Source organism: Polynucleobacter sp. MWH-Svant-W18 (assembly GCF_018687495.1).
Classification (GTDB): domain Bacteria; phylum Pseudomonadota; class Gammaproteobacteria; order Burkholderiales; family Burkholderiaceae; genus Polynucleobacter.
Genome location: NZ_CP061293.1, coordinates 422,049 through 440,523 on the forward strand (window position 1 = coordinate 422,049; position 18,475 = coordinate 440,523).

An 18,475-nucleotide genomic window follows, 5' to 3' on the forward strand; every position below is an offset into this window, starting at 1 on the left:
ACCCTTAAAACTGAATATGACTAGTTTTTACGGTGTTTCTTGAGGATTCCCACTAGTTCGCTGGCAATGCGAGTGATGTCTGCATCTGCCATGCCTGGGAAGAGTGGGAGAGTCAAAATAGAGCGCCCGATGCGCTGAGCATTAGGGGTATCACTTGTCTTGTAGCCCAACTCTTTATATAAAGTAAAGCTGGTGATTGCTGGGTAGTGCACCCCAGTACCAATGCCCAATTCTTTCAATTCAGTCATGACTTGAGCACGATCAACATTGAGCTCATCAAGTGGCAGGACCACTTGAAACATATGCCAATTGCTCTCAGTAAAGTTTTCCACTGGGAGTTCTATTTTGAGAGTTTCTAATCCAGCAGACTTCAGTTCAGCACGGATCGCATCGAAGTATTGGCGCGCTAATGCAGCGCGACGTGCTTGATACGCAGGTAATTGTTTCAGCTGTTGCAAGCCAATCACCGCATTCACATCGGTGAGATTATCTTTACCACCTAATACATCAACGTCCATACCATCCATACCCTGACGGGTTAGGCCTTGGAGGCGGAATTTTTCAGCTAGCTTGGCTTCATCATCATTATTGAAAACCAGGCAACCGCCCTCGACAGTGGTGAGGTTCTTATTGGCTTGAAAGCTAAAGCTCACGAGATCTCCGAAGCTGCCAATCTTCTTGCCTTGCCATTGTGAACCAAAGGCTTGAGCGGCATCTTCAATCACGCGCAGATTATGTTGTTTAGCAATTGAATAGAGCTGATCCATATTGACTGGTAGACCTGCAAGATAGACTGGCATGATCGCTCGTGTTTTTGGTGTGATCGCTGCCGCTACTTTATTGAGATCAATATTGCGTGTATGTGGATCAATATCAATAAAGACCGGTTTTGCACCAACGCTCAAGATAACATTGGAAGTTGCTACCCAAGAAATTGGGGTGGTAATCACTTCATCACCTACACCAATACCAGCAACTTGTAATGCAATCTTCATAGTCGCTGTGCCATTCGCAAAGCAGCGTACTGGACGACCACCAAAATATTCACTCAGTGTTGCTTCAAACTCGGCCAGTTTTGGTCCAGAAGTTACCCAGCCAGAACGCAATACTTCTGCAACTGCATCAATCGTTTCTTGATTGAAGCTTGGGCGCGTAAAGGGGATGAATGCAGGACTGGTGGACATGGGTCTTATATTACTTTACTGCGGACCGTTTGCCAGGTTGGATGTGTCGGGGTGTTTCACGATCACCCTGCGAGAGTCTCGATCTACTTCTTGCATGGGCAGATTTAGCTCCTGAAGTGCGACATACTGCTCAGGAACCATTAAGGCATACGCTGTAGGGTCTTCTTTCCAGCGAATGATGAAGGCATCTAGGCTTGGCATCCAGAGCTCTGGCTCTTGATTGACGCCAAACTCCAGTTCATCTGGAGATTCAACCATGATCATGGTTCTACCAAGATAAAACGGCACCGTGTGATCTAACAGCCGTACAGAATAGAAGTTCACTTTTTCTGGAATGGATGCTTTTACTCGGTTAGCAAGATCAATACCAGAAACCGCACGACCTAAGCTTTCATGACCAGTTCCTGCAATGATGGCGCAGAGAAAGAATCCACCAGCAAAGCTCACAATACTTTGTAGACCATTGCGCTTGGATTGAAGTGCCGCAAACAGACTAAAACTGATGAGTGCAATGAGTGCTGCAATGACCCAATAGGTATATTGCGCATAAGCTTCAATTTCATCAGGCCTTGCTTGTTTGCCGATGTCAGATAAAAAGAGAAAGCCAATGCAACCGAGGGTTGCAAAACCCAGGGTTTGTAATTTCCAAGGTAATCCCATGGAATTGGTAAAGCCCAATAAACGATCTAGTCGATTGCCGATCAATAATGCAAGGGCAGGAAAAATAGGAATGATGTAGCCCGGCAGCTTTGAGTGTGAGACGCTAAAGAAAACAAAAATCACCACAAACCAACAAGTTAAGAGTCGACCGCTGGAGAATTTGGTGATGTCATGTTTGCGCTCAGACCACGCTTGCGCAATTGCTCCAGGAATTTGCAATACCCAAGGCAATAAACCAATGATTAGTAGTGGGACAAAATAATAAATTGGGCCTGTTCTGCTGTGTGCATCCTGAGTGAAGCGTTGTAAATGCTCATGGATGAAGAAGAACTCTAAAAATTCAGGATTGCGCTGTGCTACCAAGATAAACCAGGGCGCAGTGACCGCTAAAAACAAAACGATGCCACTGAATAAACGAATACGCGTCCAAATTTTCCAATCCCATGCGCTCACAGAATAAGCAATAAACACCATTGCTGGAATGGCTGCACCAATCAATCCCTTGGAAAGCGTGGCAAGCCCCATCAGGATCCAACAGACCCACATCCAATTGCGACGATGTAGTGTGTTGGGCGAGGTTTGTGCCAATAGAACGCTGCACAGTGCGGCGACCAAAAGGGACGATAGACCCATGTCCAAAGAATTGAAGTGACCGCTAATCACCCACATAGGGCTGGATGCAAGCACTACAGCTGCTAACCATCCAGCTCTCGCACTATAGATGCGTGCGCCTGTAAAGCCAATCAACAAAATCGTCAGGAAGCCGGTGAGTCCGGTCCATAAGCGCGCTTGCCAATCACCAATGCCAAACACTTGAAATGCTGCTGCGGTCGCCCACATTTGCAGGGGCGGTTTCTCAAAATATTTATAGCCGTTGTAACGGGGTGTAATCCAATCACCCGTAACCAACATCTCGCGCGCAATTTCAGCATAGCGTCCCTCATCGGATGGAATGAGGTGGCGGTAGTTCAGTGTGCCAAACCAGAGCAAGCCATAAATAATGACGAGCAATAAAATTTTGCCTGGGTGCAAAGCGGATGATTGTCGAATTTGCCCAAATTGCATTAAATGGGCTCCACAATTAAAGCCAGCAGTACTTGGCGTCCTTCGCCAACCAAAATGTTGTAGGTGCGGCAAGCGGCTTGAGAATCCATGATTTCAAAGCCAATTTTTGCTGAAATGAGGGCTTTTAAGAGTTCTGGTTTGGGAAAGCGCTGTTTCCGCCCAGTTCCAATCAGGATCAATTCGGGCTTGAGGACAACCATTTGTGCAAAATGGTCTGCTTCTAGAGTGTCAAATGACTGCACAGGCCACTCATTGATTGCCCCGTCAGAGCTCAATAAGACAGCATGGGCATAGGGCGTCCGGTTGATTTCGACGTAACCATCCCCGTAGCCGGTGATCGTATTTGCTCCGGAATAGGGGTCAGATTGAAGCTTCAAGTGGACTCTCTGTCATAATTATGTGGATTATAGCTAGCTGTTTTTTCCAAGATTTCAAGAACTTACCCTTAAATTTATTGTGAAACCCATCCTAAAGTCCCAAAAACTCAATCACGTCTGTTATGACATTCGTGGGCCGGTGCTTGAGATCGCTCAGCGCATGGAAGAAGAGGGTCACAAACTCATCAAATTAAACATCGGAAACGTAGGGGTTTTTGGTTTTGATCCTCCCGAGGAGATTCAGTTGGACATGATTCGAAATTTGAGTAATGCCTCAGCATATTCTGACTCCAAAGGGATTTTTGCTGCTCGTAAAGCCATCATGCAGTATTGCCAAGAAAAAGGCATTCAAGGCGTAATGCTTGATGATGTCTATACCGGCAATGGCGTTTCTGAACTCATCGTTCTATCGATGAATGCATTGCTCAATGATGGCGATGAAGTCTTAGTGCCTGCGCCAGACTATCCACTGTGGACTGCTGCAGTGAGTTTATCTAGTGGCACACCAGTGCACTATCTTTGCGATGAAGCGAATGACTGGGCACCAGACTTAAATGATCTGCGTAAAAAAATTACACCACGTACCAAAGCGATTGTCGTGATTAATCCCAATAATCCAACAGGCGCAATTTATTCCAAAGAAGTATTGCTAGAGATTACAAAAATTGCTCGTGAGCACGGCTTAATTTTGTTTGCTGACGAAATTTACGACAAGATGTTGTATGACGAGGAGAAGCATATCTCCTTGGCTTCTTTGTCTACCGATGTGGTAGTAATAACTTTCAATGGCCTCTCTAAGAACTATCGCTCATGCGGCTACCGTGCAGGCTGGATGGTGGTTTCTGGGGATAAAGAGATGGTGCGCGACTATATTGAAGGCCTCAATATGTTGGCCTCGATGCGCTTATGTGCAAATGTGCCAGGTCAGTATGCAATCCAAACTGCCCTTGGTGGTTACCAAAGCATTAATGATTTGGTAGCTGAAGGCGGGCGCCTTGCAAGACAACGTGATCTTGCTTGGAAGTTGATTACAGAAATTCCCGGTGTGACTTGCGTTAAACCTAAATCTGCTTTGTATTTATTTCCAAAATTAGATCCCGAGATGTACCCGATTGAAGATGACCAACAATTTGTTGCGGATCTTCTGAAAGAGGAGAAAGTATTGTTAGTGCAGGGCTCTGGTTTTAATTGGGGCAAGCCTGATCATTTCAGGGTGGTGTTCTTACCGCATGAAGATGTGCTTAAAGAAGCGATCAGCCGTCTCGCGCGTTTTCTGGAGCGCTATCGTAATAAACATGGCCGCAAGGCTTCTTCAACCGCATCAAAGGCATCATGAAACCGATTCAAGTTGGTCTATTAGGTATTGGCACTGTTGGTGGTGGCGTATTCACCGTGCTCGAGCGCAACCAAGATGAGATAACCCGTCGTGCGGGCCGTGGCATTCGCATTAATACTGTAGCTGATCTTAATGTTGAGCGTGCCAAAGAGATCGTGAAAGATCGTGCACAAATCGTCACTGATGCGCGTGCCGTCATCAATAATCCTGAAATCGATATCGTTGTGGAGCTCATTGGGGGCTACGGTATTGCTAAAGATTTGGTTTTAGAGGCGATTGCTGCCGGTAAGCATGTTGTGACGGCAAATAAAGCCTTAATTGCTGTTCACGGTAATGAGATTTTCAAAGCTGCTCATGCCAAGGGTGTGATGGTTGCCTTTGAGGCAGCAGTTGCTGGAGGCATTCCGATTATTAAAGCCTTGCGTGAAGGCTTAACTGCTAATCGTATTGAATGGATTGCCGGCATTATCAATGGCACAACGAACTTCATTCTTTCTGAGATGCGCGATAAAGGTTTAGATTTTGAGACTGTGCTGAAAGAAGCGCAACGTCTTGGCTATGCCGAAGCAGATCCTACTTTTGATATTGAAGGTGTTGACGCTGCTCACAAAGCAACCATCATGAGCGCAATTGCATTTGGTATACCGATGCAATTTGATAAAGCCCATATTGAAGGTATTACTAAATTAGCCGCAAGTGATATTTGCTATGCAGAGCAGTTAGGTTATCGCATTAAGTTACTTGGTATTGCTAAGAAATCACCAACCGGTGTTGAGTTGCGTGTGCACCCGACCTTAATTCCCGCAAAGCGCTTGATTGCAAACGTTGAGGGTGCTATGAACGCGGTTCAAGTGTTTGGCGACGCCGTCGGCACTACTTTGTATTACGGCAAAGGCGCTGGTGCTGAGCCTACTGCTTCTGCAGTGATCGCTGATTTAGTAGACATTACTCGCTTGCTGAGTGCGGACCCTGAGCATCGTGTTCCATACTTGGCATTCCAGCCAGATGCAGTGCAGGACACCCCCGTATTGCCGATTGGTGAGATCTCTACAAGCTATTACTTGCGTATGCGGGTAGCGGATCAGGCTGGCGTGTTGGCTGATATCACCAAGATCTTAGCTTCACATGGTGTATCAATTGATGCGCTCTTGCAAAAAGAAGCCGACGAAGGTGAAAGTCAAACAGATTTAGTTGCGTTGACACATGAGACCAAAGAGAAGAACATGCTTGCCGCAATTAAAGAGATCCAGAATCTCAAAACGGTTGCAGGCGAAGTTGTGAAGATTCGTTTAGAAAATCTGTCTTAAGCAAAATTCAGCAAAATCCATGCGTTATCAATCTACTCGTGGCAACAGTCCACAACAATCTTTTCTAGAAATTCTCTTGGGAGGATTGGCGCCGGATGGCGGATTGTATTTACCAACCCAATATCCACAAGTCACTCCAGCGCAATTAGATTCATGGCGTAGTTTGTCCTACGCTGATCTGGCTTATGAAGTATTAAGTCTGTATTGCGACGATATTCCTGAGGTAGATTTGCGTACACTTTTGCGTAAAACATATACAGAGCAGGTGTACTGCAATGGGCGTCCTCAAGATAACGCTAAAGACATCACACCTTTGCATTGGTTGGGTGAAGAACATGGCACACGCATTGGTTTGCTCAGCCTTTCAAATGGCCCAACACTAGCCTTTAAAGATATGGCCATGCAATTGCTCGGCAATCTGTTTGAATATGCCCTAAAGAAAAAAGGGCAACAACTCAATATCTTAGGCGCAACCTCTGGTGATACTGGTAGTGCTGCTGAATACGCGATGCGTGGCAAAGAGGGTGTGAAAGTATTTATGCTCTCACCCCGCGGGAAGATGAGTTCATTTCAGTCTGCGCAGATGTATTCCTTGCAAGATCCCAATATTTTCAATTTAGCGGTAGAAGGGGTCTTTGACGACTGCCAAGATATTCTTAAAGCGGTAAGTAATGATCACGCCTTTAAAGCCAATAATCAGATTGGTACTGTGAACTCCATTAACTGGGGTCGTGTAGTGGCTCAAGTGGTTTACTACTTCCAGGGTTATTTACTGGCAACTGCATCCAGCTCTGAGAAAGTATCTTTCACTGTACCGTCTGGTAACTTCGGTAACGTATGTGCTGGCCATATTGCTCGCATGATGGGTTTACCAATTGCGCACTTGGTTGTAGCAACCAATGAGAATGATGTTTTGGATGAGTTTTTCCGGAGTGGCGTGTATCGTGCACGCAAGTCCGCCGAGACTTTACATACATCTAGTCCATCGATGGATATTTCTAAAGCGAGTAACTTTGAGCGCTTTGTCTTTGACTTCATGGGTCAAGACGGCAAGGCTACTGCGGCGATGTTCAAGCAAGTCGATACAAGCGGTGGCTTTGATATCTCTCAAGATGCAGTCTTTAAAGAGTTGGGTAAGTATGGCTTTCAATCGGGTCGCAGTACTCATGCCAATCGCCTAGAAACAATCCGTGATATCGATAGCCGTTATGGCGTCATGATTGACACCCATACTGCTGATGGCGTGAAGGTAGCTCGTGAGCATCTACAAGCAGGTGTTCCTATGCTCGTGCTAGAGACTGCCTTGCCTATTAAGTTTGAAGAAACGATTCAAGAAGCTTTGGGGCGTCCTGCCGAATGCCCGCCTGCATTTAAAGATATTAAATCGAAGCCGCAGCGCGTAGAAAATATGGATGCTGATGTGAATCAGGTCAAAGCATTTATTACGACCCATCTCAGTTAATACACAAGCAACTAATCGCTATGACTAAGCCTCCCATGTTGACTGCACAACAGGCCTTGGATCATTTGCTGTCGCATGCTAAGCCAGTCGGCGAGACTGAACAAGTTGCAATGCAAGCTTCCTTAGGTCGTGTTCTTGCTGAAAACGTCAGCAGCTTAGTCGATGTGCCTCCACTGGATAACACCTCGATGGATGGCTACGCTGTTCGTACTGCAGATACTCAAAATCCCGGTAGTGTTCTCAAAATTGCACAACGGATTCCGGCTGGATCGATGGGTACTACTTTAGAACCAGGCACTGCTGCCAGAATTTTTACTGGCGCGCCAGTTCCGCCTGGTGCGGATGCTGTAGTCATGCAAGAGGATTGCAGTATTCCTGAAGGTTTAACTGATCAAGTACAGGTCAATATCACTCCATCATCGGGTCAGTGGATTCGTCGAAAGGGCGAAGATCTCACTGCAGGTAAAACAGCCTTAACTGCAGGCACTTTTTTGCGCCCACAAGAGCTTGGCGTTGCTGCCTCTGCTGGTCTGACGCATTTAAATGTAAAGCGTCGTGTCAGAGTGGCCGCTTTCTTTACTGGTGATGAGTTAGCTCTCCCTGGTGAACCACTGAAGCCAGGTGGCATCTATAACTCCAATCGCGATACTTTATTGGCATGTCTAAAGGCTTTGGGGTGTGATGCCACAGATTTGGGAATTGTTCCGGATCGGCTAGATGCAACTAGGGCAGCATTACGTAAAGCAAGTAAAGATCATGATTTGATTATTACGTCTGGTGGTGTATCGGTTGGAGAAGAAGATCACATTAAGCCTGCAGTGACGGCCGAAGGGAGATTGGACTTATGGCAGATTGCAATCAAGCCTGGCAAGCCATTAGCATTTGGTGCAGTTCGTAAATCCGATGAGGTAAAAGATGGCGAAGCGTGGTTTATAGGGCTGCCTGGTAACCCAGTCTCAAGCTTTGTCACTTTCTTACTATTTGTGCGACCCTTTATTTTGAAACTACAAGGTCGTGAAGTAAAACAGCCGCAGTCTTATTTGATGCGGGCAGATTTTGATTGGTTAAAAGCAGATCGTCGTAACGAATTCCTGCGCGTGAAGCTTAATGGCAATGGTGGCTTGGATATATTTCCGAATCAAAGCTCTGGCGTCCTTACCAGCGCATCTTGGGGTGATGGCTTGGTTGATTGCCCTCCCAACCAGCCAATCAAGGCCGGTGACCTAGTGAAATACATCCCCTTTGATGCACTCCTCAAATAATCGGTTTACGATGAGTTCATGAAAATCGAATTACGCTTCTTCGCATCACTGCGTGAAACGCTTGGCGTCTCGCAAGAGAACATCGCTTTACCGACTGCAGTAAAAACGATTGCTGACCTCAGAATGCACCTCATTGATCGTGGTAATCCATGGTCTGAAGTCTTGGCTGAAGGTAAGGTGTTGCGCTGTGCACTCAATCAACATATGGTTGATGAAAGTACGGCATTGATTGAGGGCGCGGAAGTGGCATTCTTTCCGCCGGTTACGGGGGGCTGATATGTCAAGCTCAATCCGCATCCAAGAAAATGATTTTGATATTAGCGCTGAAATAGCGGCGCTGCGCAAAGGCGACCCAAGGGTGGGTGCTGTAGTGAGTTTCTTGGGCACAGTGCGTGATATGAATGACGGCAGCCAAGTAAAGGGGATGACCTTAGAGCACTACCCTGGGATGACTGAAAAAGCCCTCCAAGAAATTCTGGACCAAGCAAAGTCCCGTTGGGATACTTACCAGACTCTAGTGATTCATAGAGTTGGACCATTACTGCCTGAAGATCAAATTGTTTTAGTGATAGTGACCAGCGCTCACAGAGGCGAAGCATTTGCTGCCTGTGAGTTCATCATGGACTACTTAAAAACCGCAGCCCCCTTTTGGAAAAAAGAAGATACCCCGCAAGGTTCACGTTGGGTCGATGCCCGGATTACCGATGAAGCTGCAATGGCTCGTTGGAAGAAGAACTAATTCCATTTTCTTTGCCGTATTAGATTCTCTAGTGAGGTTTTTATTGGTGCATCAAGTTGCACCAAAATAAGCACTTCTGCACCATCTAAGAGAATGCCTTAGTAATTACCCGTAAATTTAGATCAAAATGCATTAACAAAAGTTTTTAGAAATTTTGATTAAACAAAACCTAGGAGATTCTCATGACAGCAGCAGCATTGAGCACGGAAAGTACTAGTAGCAACCCCTTGAAGTCGAAATGGGTGCAATTGGCTTTAGGCGTAATTTGTATGATGTCCATATCTAGCCCTCAATATGTGTGGGCATTATTTACCAAGCCAATCATGGGGCAGCTTGGCGTTACTTTGACAGAACTGCAAATAACATTTTCTATCTTGATTGTGTTGCAAACTTTCTTCTCGCCTTTCCAGGGTTACTTAGTCGATAAATTTGGTCCTCGTCTTTTGTTATCCATTGGAACAATTCTGACGGGCGCAAGCTGGGTTCTTTCAGCCAACCTGACTACCGTATCGCACCTTTACATTACCTATGGCGTTTTGGGTGGATTGGGGACTGGTATTGTTTACATCGGTGTTGTTGGTTTAATGGTTCGTTGGTTCCCAAATAATCGTGGATTTGCGGTGGGTATGGTTGCTGCTGGTTATGGTATCGGCGCATTGCTGACTACTTTCCCAATTTCTGCGAGTTTGACTGAGACCGGCATTCAGGGCACGTTGACATTCTTTGGTTACATCATTGGCGCTGTTGGTTTGTTGGCTGCGCAAGGTATTCGCGTTCCTCATGCTGATCGTCTGCAAACGGCCGATCAGATAGAGGCTGCTGCAACGGGAGTTCCACCAAAGACAATGTTGAAGACACCAGTTTTTTGGCTAATGTTTTTGATGATGTCCATGATGTCTACATCGGGTTTGATGGTGATCTCTCAAATGGGTGCGTTTGCAAAAGACTTTGGTATTACATCGGCCATGGTTTTTGGTATGGCCGCCTTACCTTTAGCTTTAACAATTGATCGCGTTACCAATGGTTTAACTCGACCAATATTTGGTTGGATATCTGACCGCATTGGACGCGAGTACACAATGACGATTGCCTTTGGTTTAGAGGCTATTGCCATGTTTGCTTGGGTAATGACACGCTCTGACCCTGTGTTGTTCGTATTGCTGTCGGGTATTGTGTTCTTTGGCTGGGGTGAGATTTTCTCTTTATTCCCATCTACTTTGACTGATACCTTTGGTCAAAAGCATGCCACTACAAACTATGGTTTCCTGTACATGGCTCAAGGTGTTGGTTCCATTATTGGCGCTCCAGTTGCAGCCTATATTCATGGTGTAACTGATAGCTGGCTTCCCGTGTTTGGCATCATGATCGTATTAGATGCTACAGCAGCTATTCTTGCATTCTTTGTGCTCCGCCCAATGCGTGCAAAGTATTTGAAGACACGCACCGCATAAGCTGTCATTAGGAAATAGAAAAAGGCTACCAAGTTTGGTAGCCTTTTTTAATGGCACTAGATAATTATTCGATACTAGAACGAGCTCACCGCGCCATCACTTCTAGGATCCCATCCTCCTTGTAGTGTGCCTGATGGATCGCGAATAATACAGCCTGCATGACCAACAGTTTCATCAAAGGCATCTAACATTTCTATCTCATGACCCAAGGCATGAAGCTCTTTTGCTACCCAAGGGTTAAAACGCGATTCCAATTTCAGGCTATCACTCGTTTGGCCCCAAGTTCGCCCGAGAAGCCAGCGGGGGCGACTGATAGCATCCTGTGGATTGAGTCCATAAGTAGCTGTGCGTGTAAATACTGCGCATTGAGTTTGGGGTTGGCCATCTCCACCCATCGTGCCGTAAACCATGGAGCGACCATCCTTGAATAAGGCCAATGCCGGATTCAGGGTATGGAATGGTTTGCGGTAAGGCTCGAGATGATTGAGGGTTTTGGGATCAAGGGAAAAACTGCAACCACGGTTTTGCCAGTTGACGCCTGGGCTAGGAAGCACAATGCCAGAACCAAACTCGTGATAAATACTTTGAATAAAGGAAACACAATTGCCATCTCCATCAATCACGCCCATCCAAATGGTGTCAGCTGGACCTTTGCCCTGACCCCATGGAAGCGCTCTCTCTGGATCAATATTCTTAGCAAGTTTTTTCAAAAAAGCAGGGTCTAAGAACGATTGCGCATGTTTTGTCATGTATGCGGGATCGGTTACGAATTGATCTCGTACCTTAAATGCTTGTTTGGTAGCTTCAACACAATGATGAACATATTCGGCACTATCAACCTTAAATCGTTTTAAGTTCAACTGGTCCAAGATGCCGATAATCATTAATGAGACCACACCTTGCGTAGGCGGCGTCATGTTATAGACCTTGCCCATACTGTGTTTTAGCTCAAGAGGGTCTATGAGTTTTGCCTTGTGACGTTGTAAGTCGTCTAATCTCAGTGGACTTCCTAAATCAGTGAGTTCTTTGGCCAGCGATTCAGCCAATTCACCACGGTAATAGTCATCACTTCCTTTTTTGGCAATCTGCCGTAAGGTTTTTGCAAGACGCTCTTGCTTAAAGATGCTTCCGACAGTTGGGGCTTTGCCGTTTACTAAAAAAGTCTCTGCAAATCCTGGGATAGGGCTAAGCTCCTGAGCCTTCTTTGCAGTTAGGCTCGACTGGCTGAAGGTGACAGGTGTTCCGGCTTCGGCATAGTGAATCGCATCAGCAAGAAGACGGGCAAGAGGGAGTTTGCCACCCAGCCCTTGTTTAGATAGCTGATGCGCTGCTCCCCAGCCGGAAATAGTTCCAGCAACTGTATTGGCGGCTACTGCACCACGAAATGGGATGGCCTTAGTGATGCCACGTTCTGCATACCATTGTTTAGTGGCCAATCCAGCAGCTGCTCCACAGGCATCAATTCCACCCATTGCTTTGCCCGGAGAATGAATGACCCAGAAGGAGTCTCCGCCAATAGAGTTCATATGGGGATAGACCACAGCGATAGTTGCAGCAGCAGCCACCATGGCTTCTAGGGCATTGCCACCTTCTCGCAAAACTGATAATGCTGATTCTGAAGCTAAGGAGTGTGGCGCAACCGCCATTCCTCTAATTCCCCATTTTGGTTGCATATTTCATCTCCAGTTCAATAATGAATTTTGTTATGTCCGTATTGTATGGCTCATGCATATAGTCGCCTGACTTGTTATGCACAAATTTGGTTAGCCTAATTAAGCTGTATTGGGATTTAGCTTTTAAAGAAATTCAGCTTTTCAGACCTTTGTAAACGCTTTAAGCGGAGCTCGGCTTTAGAGGCTTCAGATCGATCCGGGTGCTCTTGGGTAGCCAAGAGGATGACTGGTCTACGAGACCTGGTATAGCGCGCACCTTGTCCTGAATTGTGGGCTTCCAGGCGATGTTCTAAACGGTTAGTGATGCCCGCATAGTAGCTGCCGTCAGCACATTCTAAAAGGTAAACAAGCCAGGTCAAAGTAGGGGTAAATTCGCTGAAAAAGAGGGTGAAAAAGCCTTGAATTTTGGCATATTGTCCTTATATTCTATAGATAGATATCTGGAGTTTAAAAATGAGAATAGATAAATTAACAACCAAATTTCAAGAGGCACTTAGCGAGGCTCAAAGTATCGCTCTAGCCAAAGACAATCAATATATTGAGCCTGCCCACGTTCTACTGGCAATGTTGCGTGATTCTGATGGCGCAGCTAAAAGTTTATTAACCCGTGCTGGCGTTAACGTTCCAGGCCTGGAAAAAGGCGTAGAAAAGGTGATCAGCAACTTGCCAGAAGTCCAAGGCACTAGCGGTGAAGTTCAAGTAGGACGTGAGCTGAGCAATTGGTTGAACTTATGTGAAAAAGAAGCCAATAAACGTAATGACCAGTTTATTGCTGGTGAACTATTTTTGCTGGTAGTTGCGGATGACAAAGGTGAGCTCGGTAAAGTGGCTCGCGAGAATGGATTAAATCGTAAATCGTTAGAAGCGGCTATTGATTTAGTGCGCGGAGGAGAATCAGTGAATAGTGCAGATGCCGAAGGTCAACGTGAAGCCCTCAAAAAATACACGGTCGATTTAACAGAGCGTGCTCGTATGGGTAAACTTGATCCAGTGATTGGTCGTGATGATGAGATTCGTCGCACCATTCAGATCTTACAGCGTCGCGGTAAGAATAACCCTGTGCTCATTGGTGAGCCTGGTGTTGGTAAAACTGCAATTGTGGAAGGCTTGGCACAACGTATTGTGAACGGCGAAGTTCCTGAGACTCTAAAAGATAAGCGCGTCTTGGTCTTAGATATGGCCTTGCTCCTAGCGGGTGCAAAGTATCGTGGAGAATTTGAAGAGCGCCTCAAAGCTGTTCTCAGTGATGTTGCTAAAGACGAAGGTCAAACCATCATCTTTATCGATGAAATTCATACGATGGTTGGTGCTGGCAAAGGTGATGGTGCCATGGATGCTGGCAATATGCTGAAGCCTGCCTTAGCGCGTGGTGAATTGCATTGCATCGGTGCAACCACTTTAGATGAGTACCGTAAGTACATCGAAAAAGATCCTGCACTAGAGCGCCGTTTCCAAAAAGTGATGGTAGAAGAGCCGAGCGTTGAGGCAACCATTGCTATCTTGCGTGGCTTGCAAGAGCGTTATGAGCTACACCACGGTATTGAGATTACCGACCCAGCGATTGTGGCTGCTGCAGAGTTATCCCATCGTTATATCACTGATCGTTTCTTGCCAGATAAAGCAATCGACCTCATTGATGAAGCCGGTTCACGTATTCGAATGGAGATTGATTCCAAGCCTGAGGTAATGGATAAGCTTGATCGTCGCTTAATACAGCTAAAAATTGAGCGTGAAGCGGTTAAGAAAGAAAAAGATGAAGCTTCTCAAAAACGCCTTGGTTTGATTGAGGATGAGATCAAGCGCTTAGGCGCTGAATATGCTGACCTGGAGGAAATCTGGAAAGCAGAGAAGGGCGCTGTGTTGGGTGCTGCGCATCTCAAAGAAGAAATCGAAAAAGTACGTGCCGATATTGTGAAGTTGCAACGTGAAGGCAAGCTTGAGAAAGTTGCCGAGTTGCAATACAGCAAATTACCTGAGTTAGAGGCAAAGCTGAAATCTGCTGCCGCTGCGGAAGCAAAGGGCGATAAAGACGGCGTAGTGAAAAATAAACTCTTGCGTACGCAAGTCGGTGCCGAAGAAATTGCCGAAGTGGTTTCTCGTGCTACGGGTATCCCTGTATCAAAAATGATGCAAGGCGAGCGCGACAAACTGCTCAAAATGGAAGAGTTGCTACACAAGCGTGTGGTTGGTCAAGAAGAAGCGATTCGGGCGGTTTCTGATGCCATCCGTCGTTCCCGTGCTGGTTTATCTGAGGAGAATCGTCCATATGGATCATTCTTGTTCTTAGGGCCTACCGGTGTAGGTAAGACTGAGCTATGCAAGGCTTTGGCTGGCTTCTTGTTTGATAGTGAAGATCACCTCATTCGGATTGATATGAGTGAGTTCATGGAAAAGCATAGCGTTGCTCGTTTAATTGGTGCGCCTCCCGGTTATGTTGGTTACGAAGAAGGTGGCTACCTGACCGAGCAAGTGCGTCGCCATCCATACAGCGTCATTCTGTTTGATGAAATCGAAAAAGCACATCCTGATGTCTTTAACATTCTCTTGCAAGTGCTCGATGATGGCCGTTTGACGGATGGTCAAGGTCGTACTGTTGACTTTAAGAACACTGTGATTGTGATGACCAGCAATATTGGTTCGCATTTGATCCAATCTATGGCAGACAAGAAGCAATCTGAAATTAAAGAAGCGGTATTTGAAGAGCTGAAGAATCACTTCCGTCCAGAGTTCTTGAATCGAATCGATGAGATCGTGGTCTTCCATGGTCTTGATAAAGGCAATATTGCGAATATCGCTAAGATCTTGCTCAAAAACTTGTCTGATCGTTTGGCAAAAGTGGATATGCAGCTTGAAGTTTCTGATGCTGCCTTGAATAAGATCGCTGAAGTAGGCTTTGATCCAGTATTTGGAGCGAGACCGCTGAAGCGCGCCATTCAGCAACACATTGAGAACCCAGTCTCCAAGATGATTTTGGAAGGCAAGTTTGGTCCTAAGGATGTGGTGCCTGTTGATGTGGATAAAAAAGGTGAATTTAGTTTTACCAGGCAAGTGCACTAAGCAGTAAGCAATGGAGTTCAGCAGAAATCTTTCTGCGCCAGTAAACTCGGTACATGACTGTTGCCCTCACTAGTAGGCGTGCCAGTGATGTCCGGGTTATTGCTCTCATTAGCCTAGCGCACGGCAGCTCTCACTTCTTTCATCTGATTCTGCCGCCCATGTTCCCATGGCTAAAGGCAGATTTTGGCTTTAACTATGCTGAGCTTGGATTGCTCATGACCATTTTTTTTGTGGTCTCTTGTATGGTTCAAGCCGCTTCTGGTTTTTTAGTTGATCGCATTGGAGCGCGCCCTGTTTTATTTGCTGGGATTGGACTCTTGGTATTGGCCGCTCTCATTTACTCTCAGAGTGTGGGTTACTGGACTTTGGTTTTGGGTGCAGTAGTTGCTGGTTGCGGTAATGGTATTTTTCATCCAGTCGATTACACACTCATTAATCATAAAATTTCTCCAGCTAACTTGCCCTATGCCTATTCTATTCATGGACTCGCAGGCTATCTAGGGTGGGCCGCTGCCCCAGCCTTTATGGTGGCTGTGACTACGCTATTTGATTGGCGTATTGCCTTCTTGGCTGCAGCAGCGCTTGAAGCTTTGATCCTCGTAACGCTTTGGCTCAATCGTGCACGTTTAGTAGATGACGTTCATGCACGCAGAGCAGAGTCTGAAAGTAAGCATGCTGAAAATAATCCAGGTGCTGCTCCACTGACTACCTTTGGCTTTATGAGGCTACCTGCTGTTTGGCTTTGCTGGATTTTCTTTTTCTTCAGCATGGCGGCAACCACTGGGCTGCAATCATTTGCACCGACTGCGCTTTTTAAAATTTATGATCTTGCAGTCAGTTCCGGTAATTATTATTTGACTCTCATGTCAATTGGTGGTGCGGGCGGAATGTTGTTAGGCGCTTTTCTTGCTACTCGCCTGAAAGTACCAGAAAGAATTATCACTCTGTGCTTCACTGTCAACATTGCGATGGGATTACTGTTGGCAAGCGGCTTCGTGCCCTTAGAGATCATTGTGTTGGCTTTTATAGTGATCGGTCTTGGTTTAGGTATTGCTGCCCCATCTCGTGACCTGATGATTCGTAATGCAACACCGTCAGGCTCGTCGGGTAGGGTGTACGGGATTGTGTATTCGGGGATAGATTTGGGTGCCGCCTTAAGCCCTCTGATGTTTGGCATATTCCTAGATAGCGGCCTGCCAAAACTATTATTTATTGGCGTTGCCGTTCTCCAGCTCATGATCATTTTGACCGGATTTAAGGTATCTACTCTTGGGCATGCTAAATCTGCTTGAACAGTAGGCATTAGCTTCCACAATATGAAATGTCATTACGCTGCGTAAAATGCAGTGCAATATATTCTGCTGGAGTTCATTTCAAACAGTGATCTAATCTTTCGCATTATAAAAATAAAAAGATAAGTTACTGTTTTTAATAGTTTTATTATTTTTGCAAATACTGTAAATTTTTCTTGCTAGCTTTCTTGAAGTGTCTAAACTCTTATATAAGACATAAGACTTGATTGGCTTCTTCATCAGTCCAAATGGTCCAACATTATTGAAGTACCTGTTTAACTTAGGGAGAAAAACATGGCAGATCGCAAAGCAGAAATTGCAGCAATTCAAAAAGATTGGGATACCAACCCACGTTGGAAAGGTATTACCCGTGGCTACACAGCAGAAGACGTTGTTCGTCTGCGTGGTTCATTAAAGATTGAGCACACATTGGCTAAGCATGGAGCTGAGAAGCTTTGGGACTTGGTAAACAATGAAGCTTACGTTAACTGCTTAGGTGCTTTGACTGGTGGTCAAGCAATGCAGCAAGTTAAAGCAGGTATTCAAGCAATTTATTTGTCTGGTTGGCAAGTTGCTGCTGACGGTAACTCTTATGCAGCGATGTATCCAGACCAATCTTTGTATCCAGTGGATTCAGTACCTAAGATGGTTGAGCGTATTAATAACTCATTTCAACGTGCTGATGAGATTCAAACTGCTAAAGGCATTAACCCAGGCGATGCTGGCTATATTAATTACTACGCACCAATCGTTGCCGATGCTGAAGCGGGCTTCGGTGGTGTATTGAATGCATTTGAATTGAGTAAAGCATTGATCAAGCAAGGTGCTGCCGGCGTTCACTTCGAAGACCAATTGTCTTCAGTGAAAAAATGTGGTCACTTGGGCGGTAAGGTATTGTTGCCTACAGCAGAATCTGTACAGAAATTGATCTCTGCACGTTTGGCCGCAGACGTAATGGGCGTGCCAACCATCATCTTGGCCCGTACCGATGCTGAAGCGGCTGATTTGTTGACTTCTGACTATGATGAAAACGACAAGCCATTCTTGACAGGCGAGCGCACACCAGAAGGTTTCTACAAGACTCGTAAGGGCTTGGACCAAGCGGTTTCACGTGGTTTAGCTTACGCTGCTTACGCTGATATGGTTTGGTGTGAAACAGGTACACCTGATCTTGAATTTGCTCGTCAATTTGCTGAAGCTATTCGTGCGAAGTTCCCAGGCAAGATGTTGGCTTACAACTGCTCACCATCTTTTAACTGGAAGAAAAACTTGGACGATGCAACGATTGCGAAGTTTCAACGTGAGTTGGGTGCAATGGGTTACAAATATCAATTCATTACTCTCGCTGGTATCCACTCGATGTGGTACAACATGTACGACTTGGCGCAAGACTACTCTAAGCGTGGCATGACTGCATACGTTGAGAAAGTTCAAGAGCCAGAATTCGCTGCACGTGATCGTGGTTATACCTTCGTTTCACATCAGCAAGAAGTTGGTACTGGTTACTTCGACGACGTTACTACCGTGATTCAAGGTGGCAAGTCTTCTGTAACTGCACTGACTGGTTCTACTGAAGAAGAGCAGTTCCATTAAGAATCCCTAAGTAGTAC

The 18,475-nt window shown here is 45.8% G+C and carries 15 protein-coding genes; 10 read left to right on the plus strand and 5 right to left on the minus strand.

From position 1 onward, the window contains the following. Positions 1-20 precede the first annotated feature (20 nt). The 3 genes from C2757_RS02320 to C2757_RS02330 are packed head-to-tail and all read right to left on the minus strand — an operon-like array spanning position 21 to position 3,286. On the minus strand, positions 21-1,184 hold the full coding sequence (locus C2757_RS02320; protein ID WP_215375631.1) for a DegT/DnrJ/EryC1/StrS aminotransferase family protein: 1,164 nt from the start codon (positions 1,182-1,184) through the stop codon (positions 21-23). Positions 1,185-1,199: 15 nt separating this feature from the next. Next, positions 1,200-2,909 (minus strand): glycosyltransferase family 39 protein, encoded by a 1,710-nt coding sequence (locus C2757_RS02325; RefSeq protein WP_215375634.1) that lies wholly within the window; start codon positions 2,907-2,909, stop codon positions 1,200-1,202. Then, the gene (locus C2757_RS02330) at positions 2,909-3,286 is read right to left on the minus strand and encodes an Mth938-like domain-containing protein (RefSeq protein ID WP_215375637.1); all 378 of its coding nucleotides are present in this window, start codon (positions 3,284-3,286) and stop codon (positions 2,909-2,911) included. Before C2757_RS02330 ends, C2757_RS02325 begins: the two co-directional genes overlap by 1 nt. A gap of 79 nt (positions 3,287-3,365) precedes the next feature. On the opposite strand from C2757_RS02330, the gene C2757_RS02335 reads away from it, so the two are divergent. The 7 genes from C2757_RS02335 (at position 3,366) to oxlT (ending at position 10,843) form a co-directional block, all read left to right on the plus strand. Next, positions 3,366-4,622, plus strand: a complete 1,257-nt coding sequence (locus tag C2757_RS02335) for a pyridoxal phosphate-dependent aminotransferase (protein WP_215375640.1) — start codon at positions 3,366-3,368, stop codon at positions 4,620-4,622. Continuing rightward, complete coding sequence (locus C2757_RS02340; RefSeq protein ID WP_215375643.1) at positions 4,619-5,929, plus strand: homoserine dehydrogenase; 1,311 nt, start codon at positions 4,619-4,621, stop codon at positions 5,927-5,929. The genes C2757_RS02335 and C2757_RS02340 overlap by 4 nt, the downstream gene beginning before the upstream one ends. A gap of 19 nt (positions 5,930-5,948) precedes the next feature. Continuing rightward, positions 5,949-7,391, plus strand: a complete 1,443-nt coding sequence (thrC, locus tag C2757_RS02345; RefSeq protein ID WP_215375646.1) for a threonine synthase — start codon at positions 5,949-5,951, stop codon at positions 7,389-7,391. Positions 7,392-7,426: 35 nt separating this feature from the next. Beyond that, on the plus strand, positions 7,427-8,653 hold the full coding sequence (gene glp, locus C2757_RS02350; RefSeq protein WP_215376778.1) for a gephyrin-like molybdotransferase Glp: 1,227 nt from the start codon (positions 7,427-7,429) through the stop codon (positions 8,651-8,653). Positions 8,654-8,671: 18 nt separating this feature from the next. After that, entirely contained in the window at positions 8,672-8,929 is a 258-nt protein-coding gene (moaD, locus tag C2757_RS02355; protein WP_215375649.1) for a molybdopterin converting factor subunit 1, read from the plus strand. Position 8,930: 1 nt separating this feature from the next. Beyond that, the gene (gene moaE, locus C2757_RS02360; RefSeq protein WP_215375652.1) at positions 8,931-9,392 is read left to right on the plus strand and encodes a molybdopterin synthase catalytic subunit MoaE; all 462 of its coding nucleotides are present in this window, start codon (positions 8,931-8,933) and stop codon (positions 9,390-9,392) included. Between the two features lie 182 nt (positions 9,393-9,574). Continuing rightward, complete coding sequence (gene oxlT / locus C2757_RS02365; protein WP_215375655.1) at positions 9,575-10,843, plus strand: oxalate/formate MFS antiporter; 1,269 nt, start codon at positions 9,575-9,577, stop codon at positions 10,841-10,843. A 74-nt stretch (positions 10,844-10,917) separates the two neighbouring features. On the opposite strand, the gene ggt is transcribed toward oxlT, so the two are convergent. Together ggt and C2757_RS02375 are read right to left on the minus strand one after the other, a co-directional pair. Continuing rightward, entirely contained in the window at positions 10,918-12,516 is a 1,599-nt protein-coding gene (gene ggt, locus C2757_RS02370) for a gamma-glutamyltransferase (RefSeq protein ID WP_215375658.1), read from the minus strand. Between the two features lie 116 nt (positions 12,517-12,632). Beyond that, positions 12,633-12,875, minus strand: coding sequence for a GIY-YIG nuclease family protein (locus tag C2757_RS02375; RefSeq protein ID WP_215375661.1), 243 nt, complete (start codon positions 12,873-12,875; stop codon positions 12,633-12,635). A 94-nt stretch (positions 12,876-12,969) separates the two neighbouring features. On the opposite strand from C2757_RS02375, the gene clpB reads away from it, so the two are divergent. From clpB to aceA, 3 genes are all read left to right on the plus strand, one after another. Further along, positions 12,970-15,573, plus strand: coding sequence for an ATP-dependent chaperone ClpB (gene clpB, locus C2757_RS02380; RefSeq protein WP_215375664.1), 2,604 nt, complete (start codon positions 12,970-12,972; stop codon positions 15,571-15,573). 53 nt (positions 15,574-15,626) lie between these two features. Beyond that, positions 15,627-16,865: an MFS transporter gene (locus C2757_RS02385; protein ID WP_215375666.1), complete on the plus strand. Its 1,239-nt coding sequence runs from the start codon at positions 15,627-15,629 to the stop codon at positions 16,863-16,865. A 294-nt stretch (positions 16,866-17,159) separates the two neighbouring features. After that, entirely contained in the window at positions 17,160-18,458 is a 1,299-nt protein-coding gene (aceA, locus tag C2757_RS02390; protein WP_215375669.1) for an isocitrate lyase, read from the plus strand. The last annotated feature ends 17 nt before the right edge of the window (positions 18,459-18,475 follow it).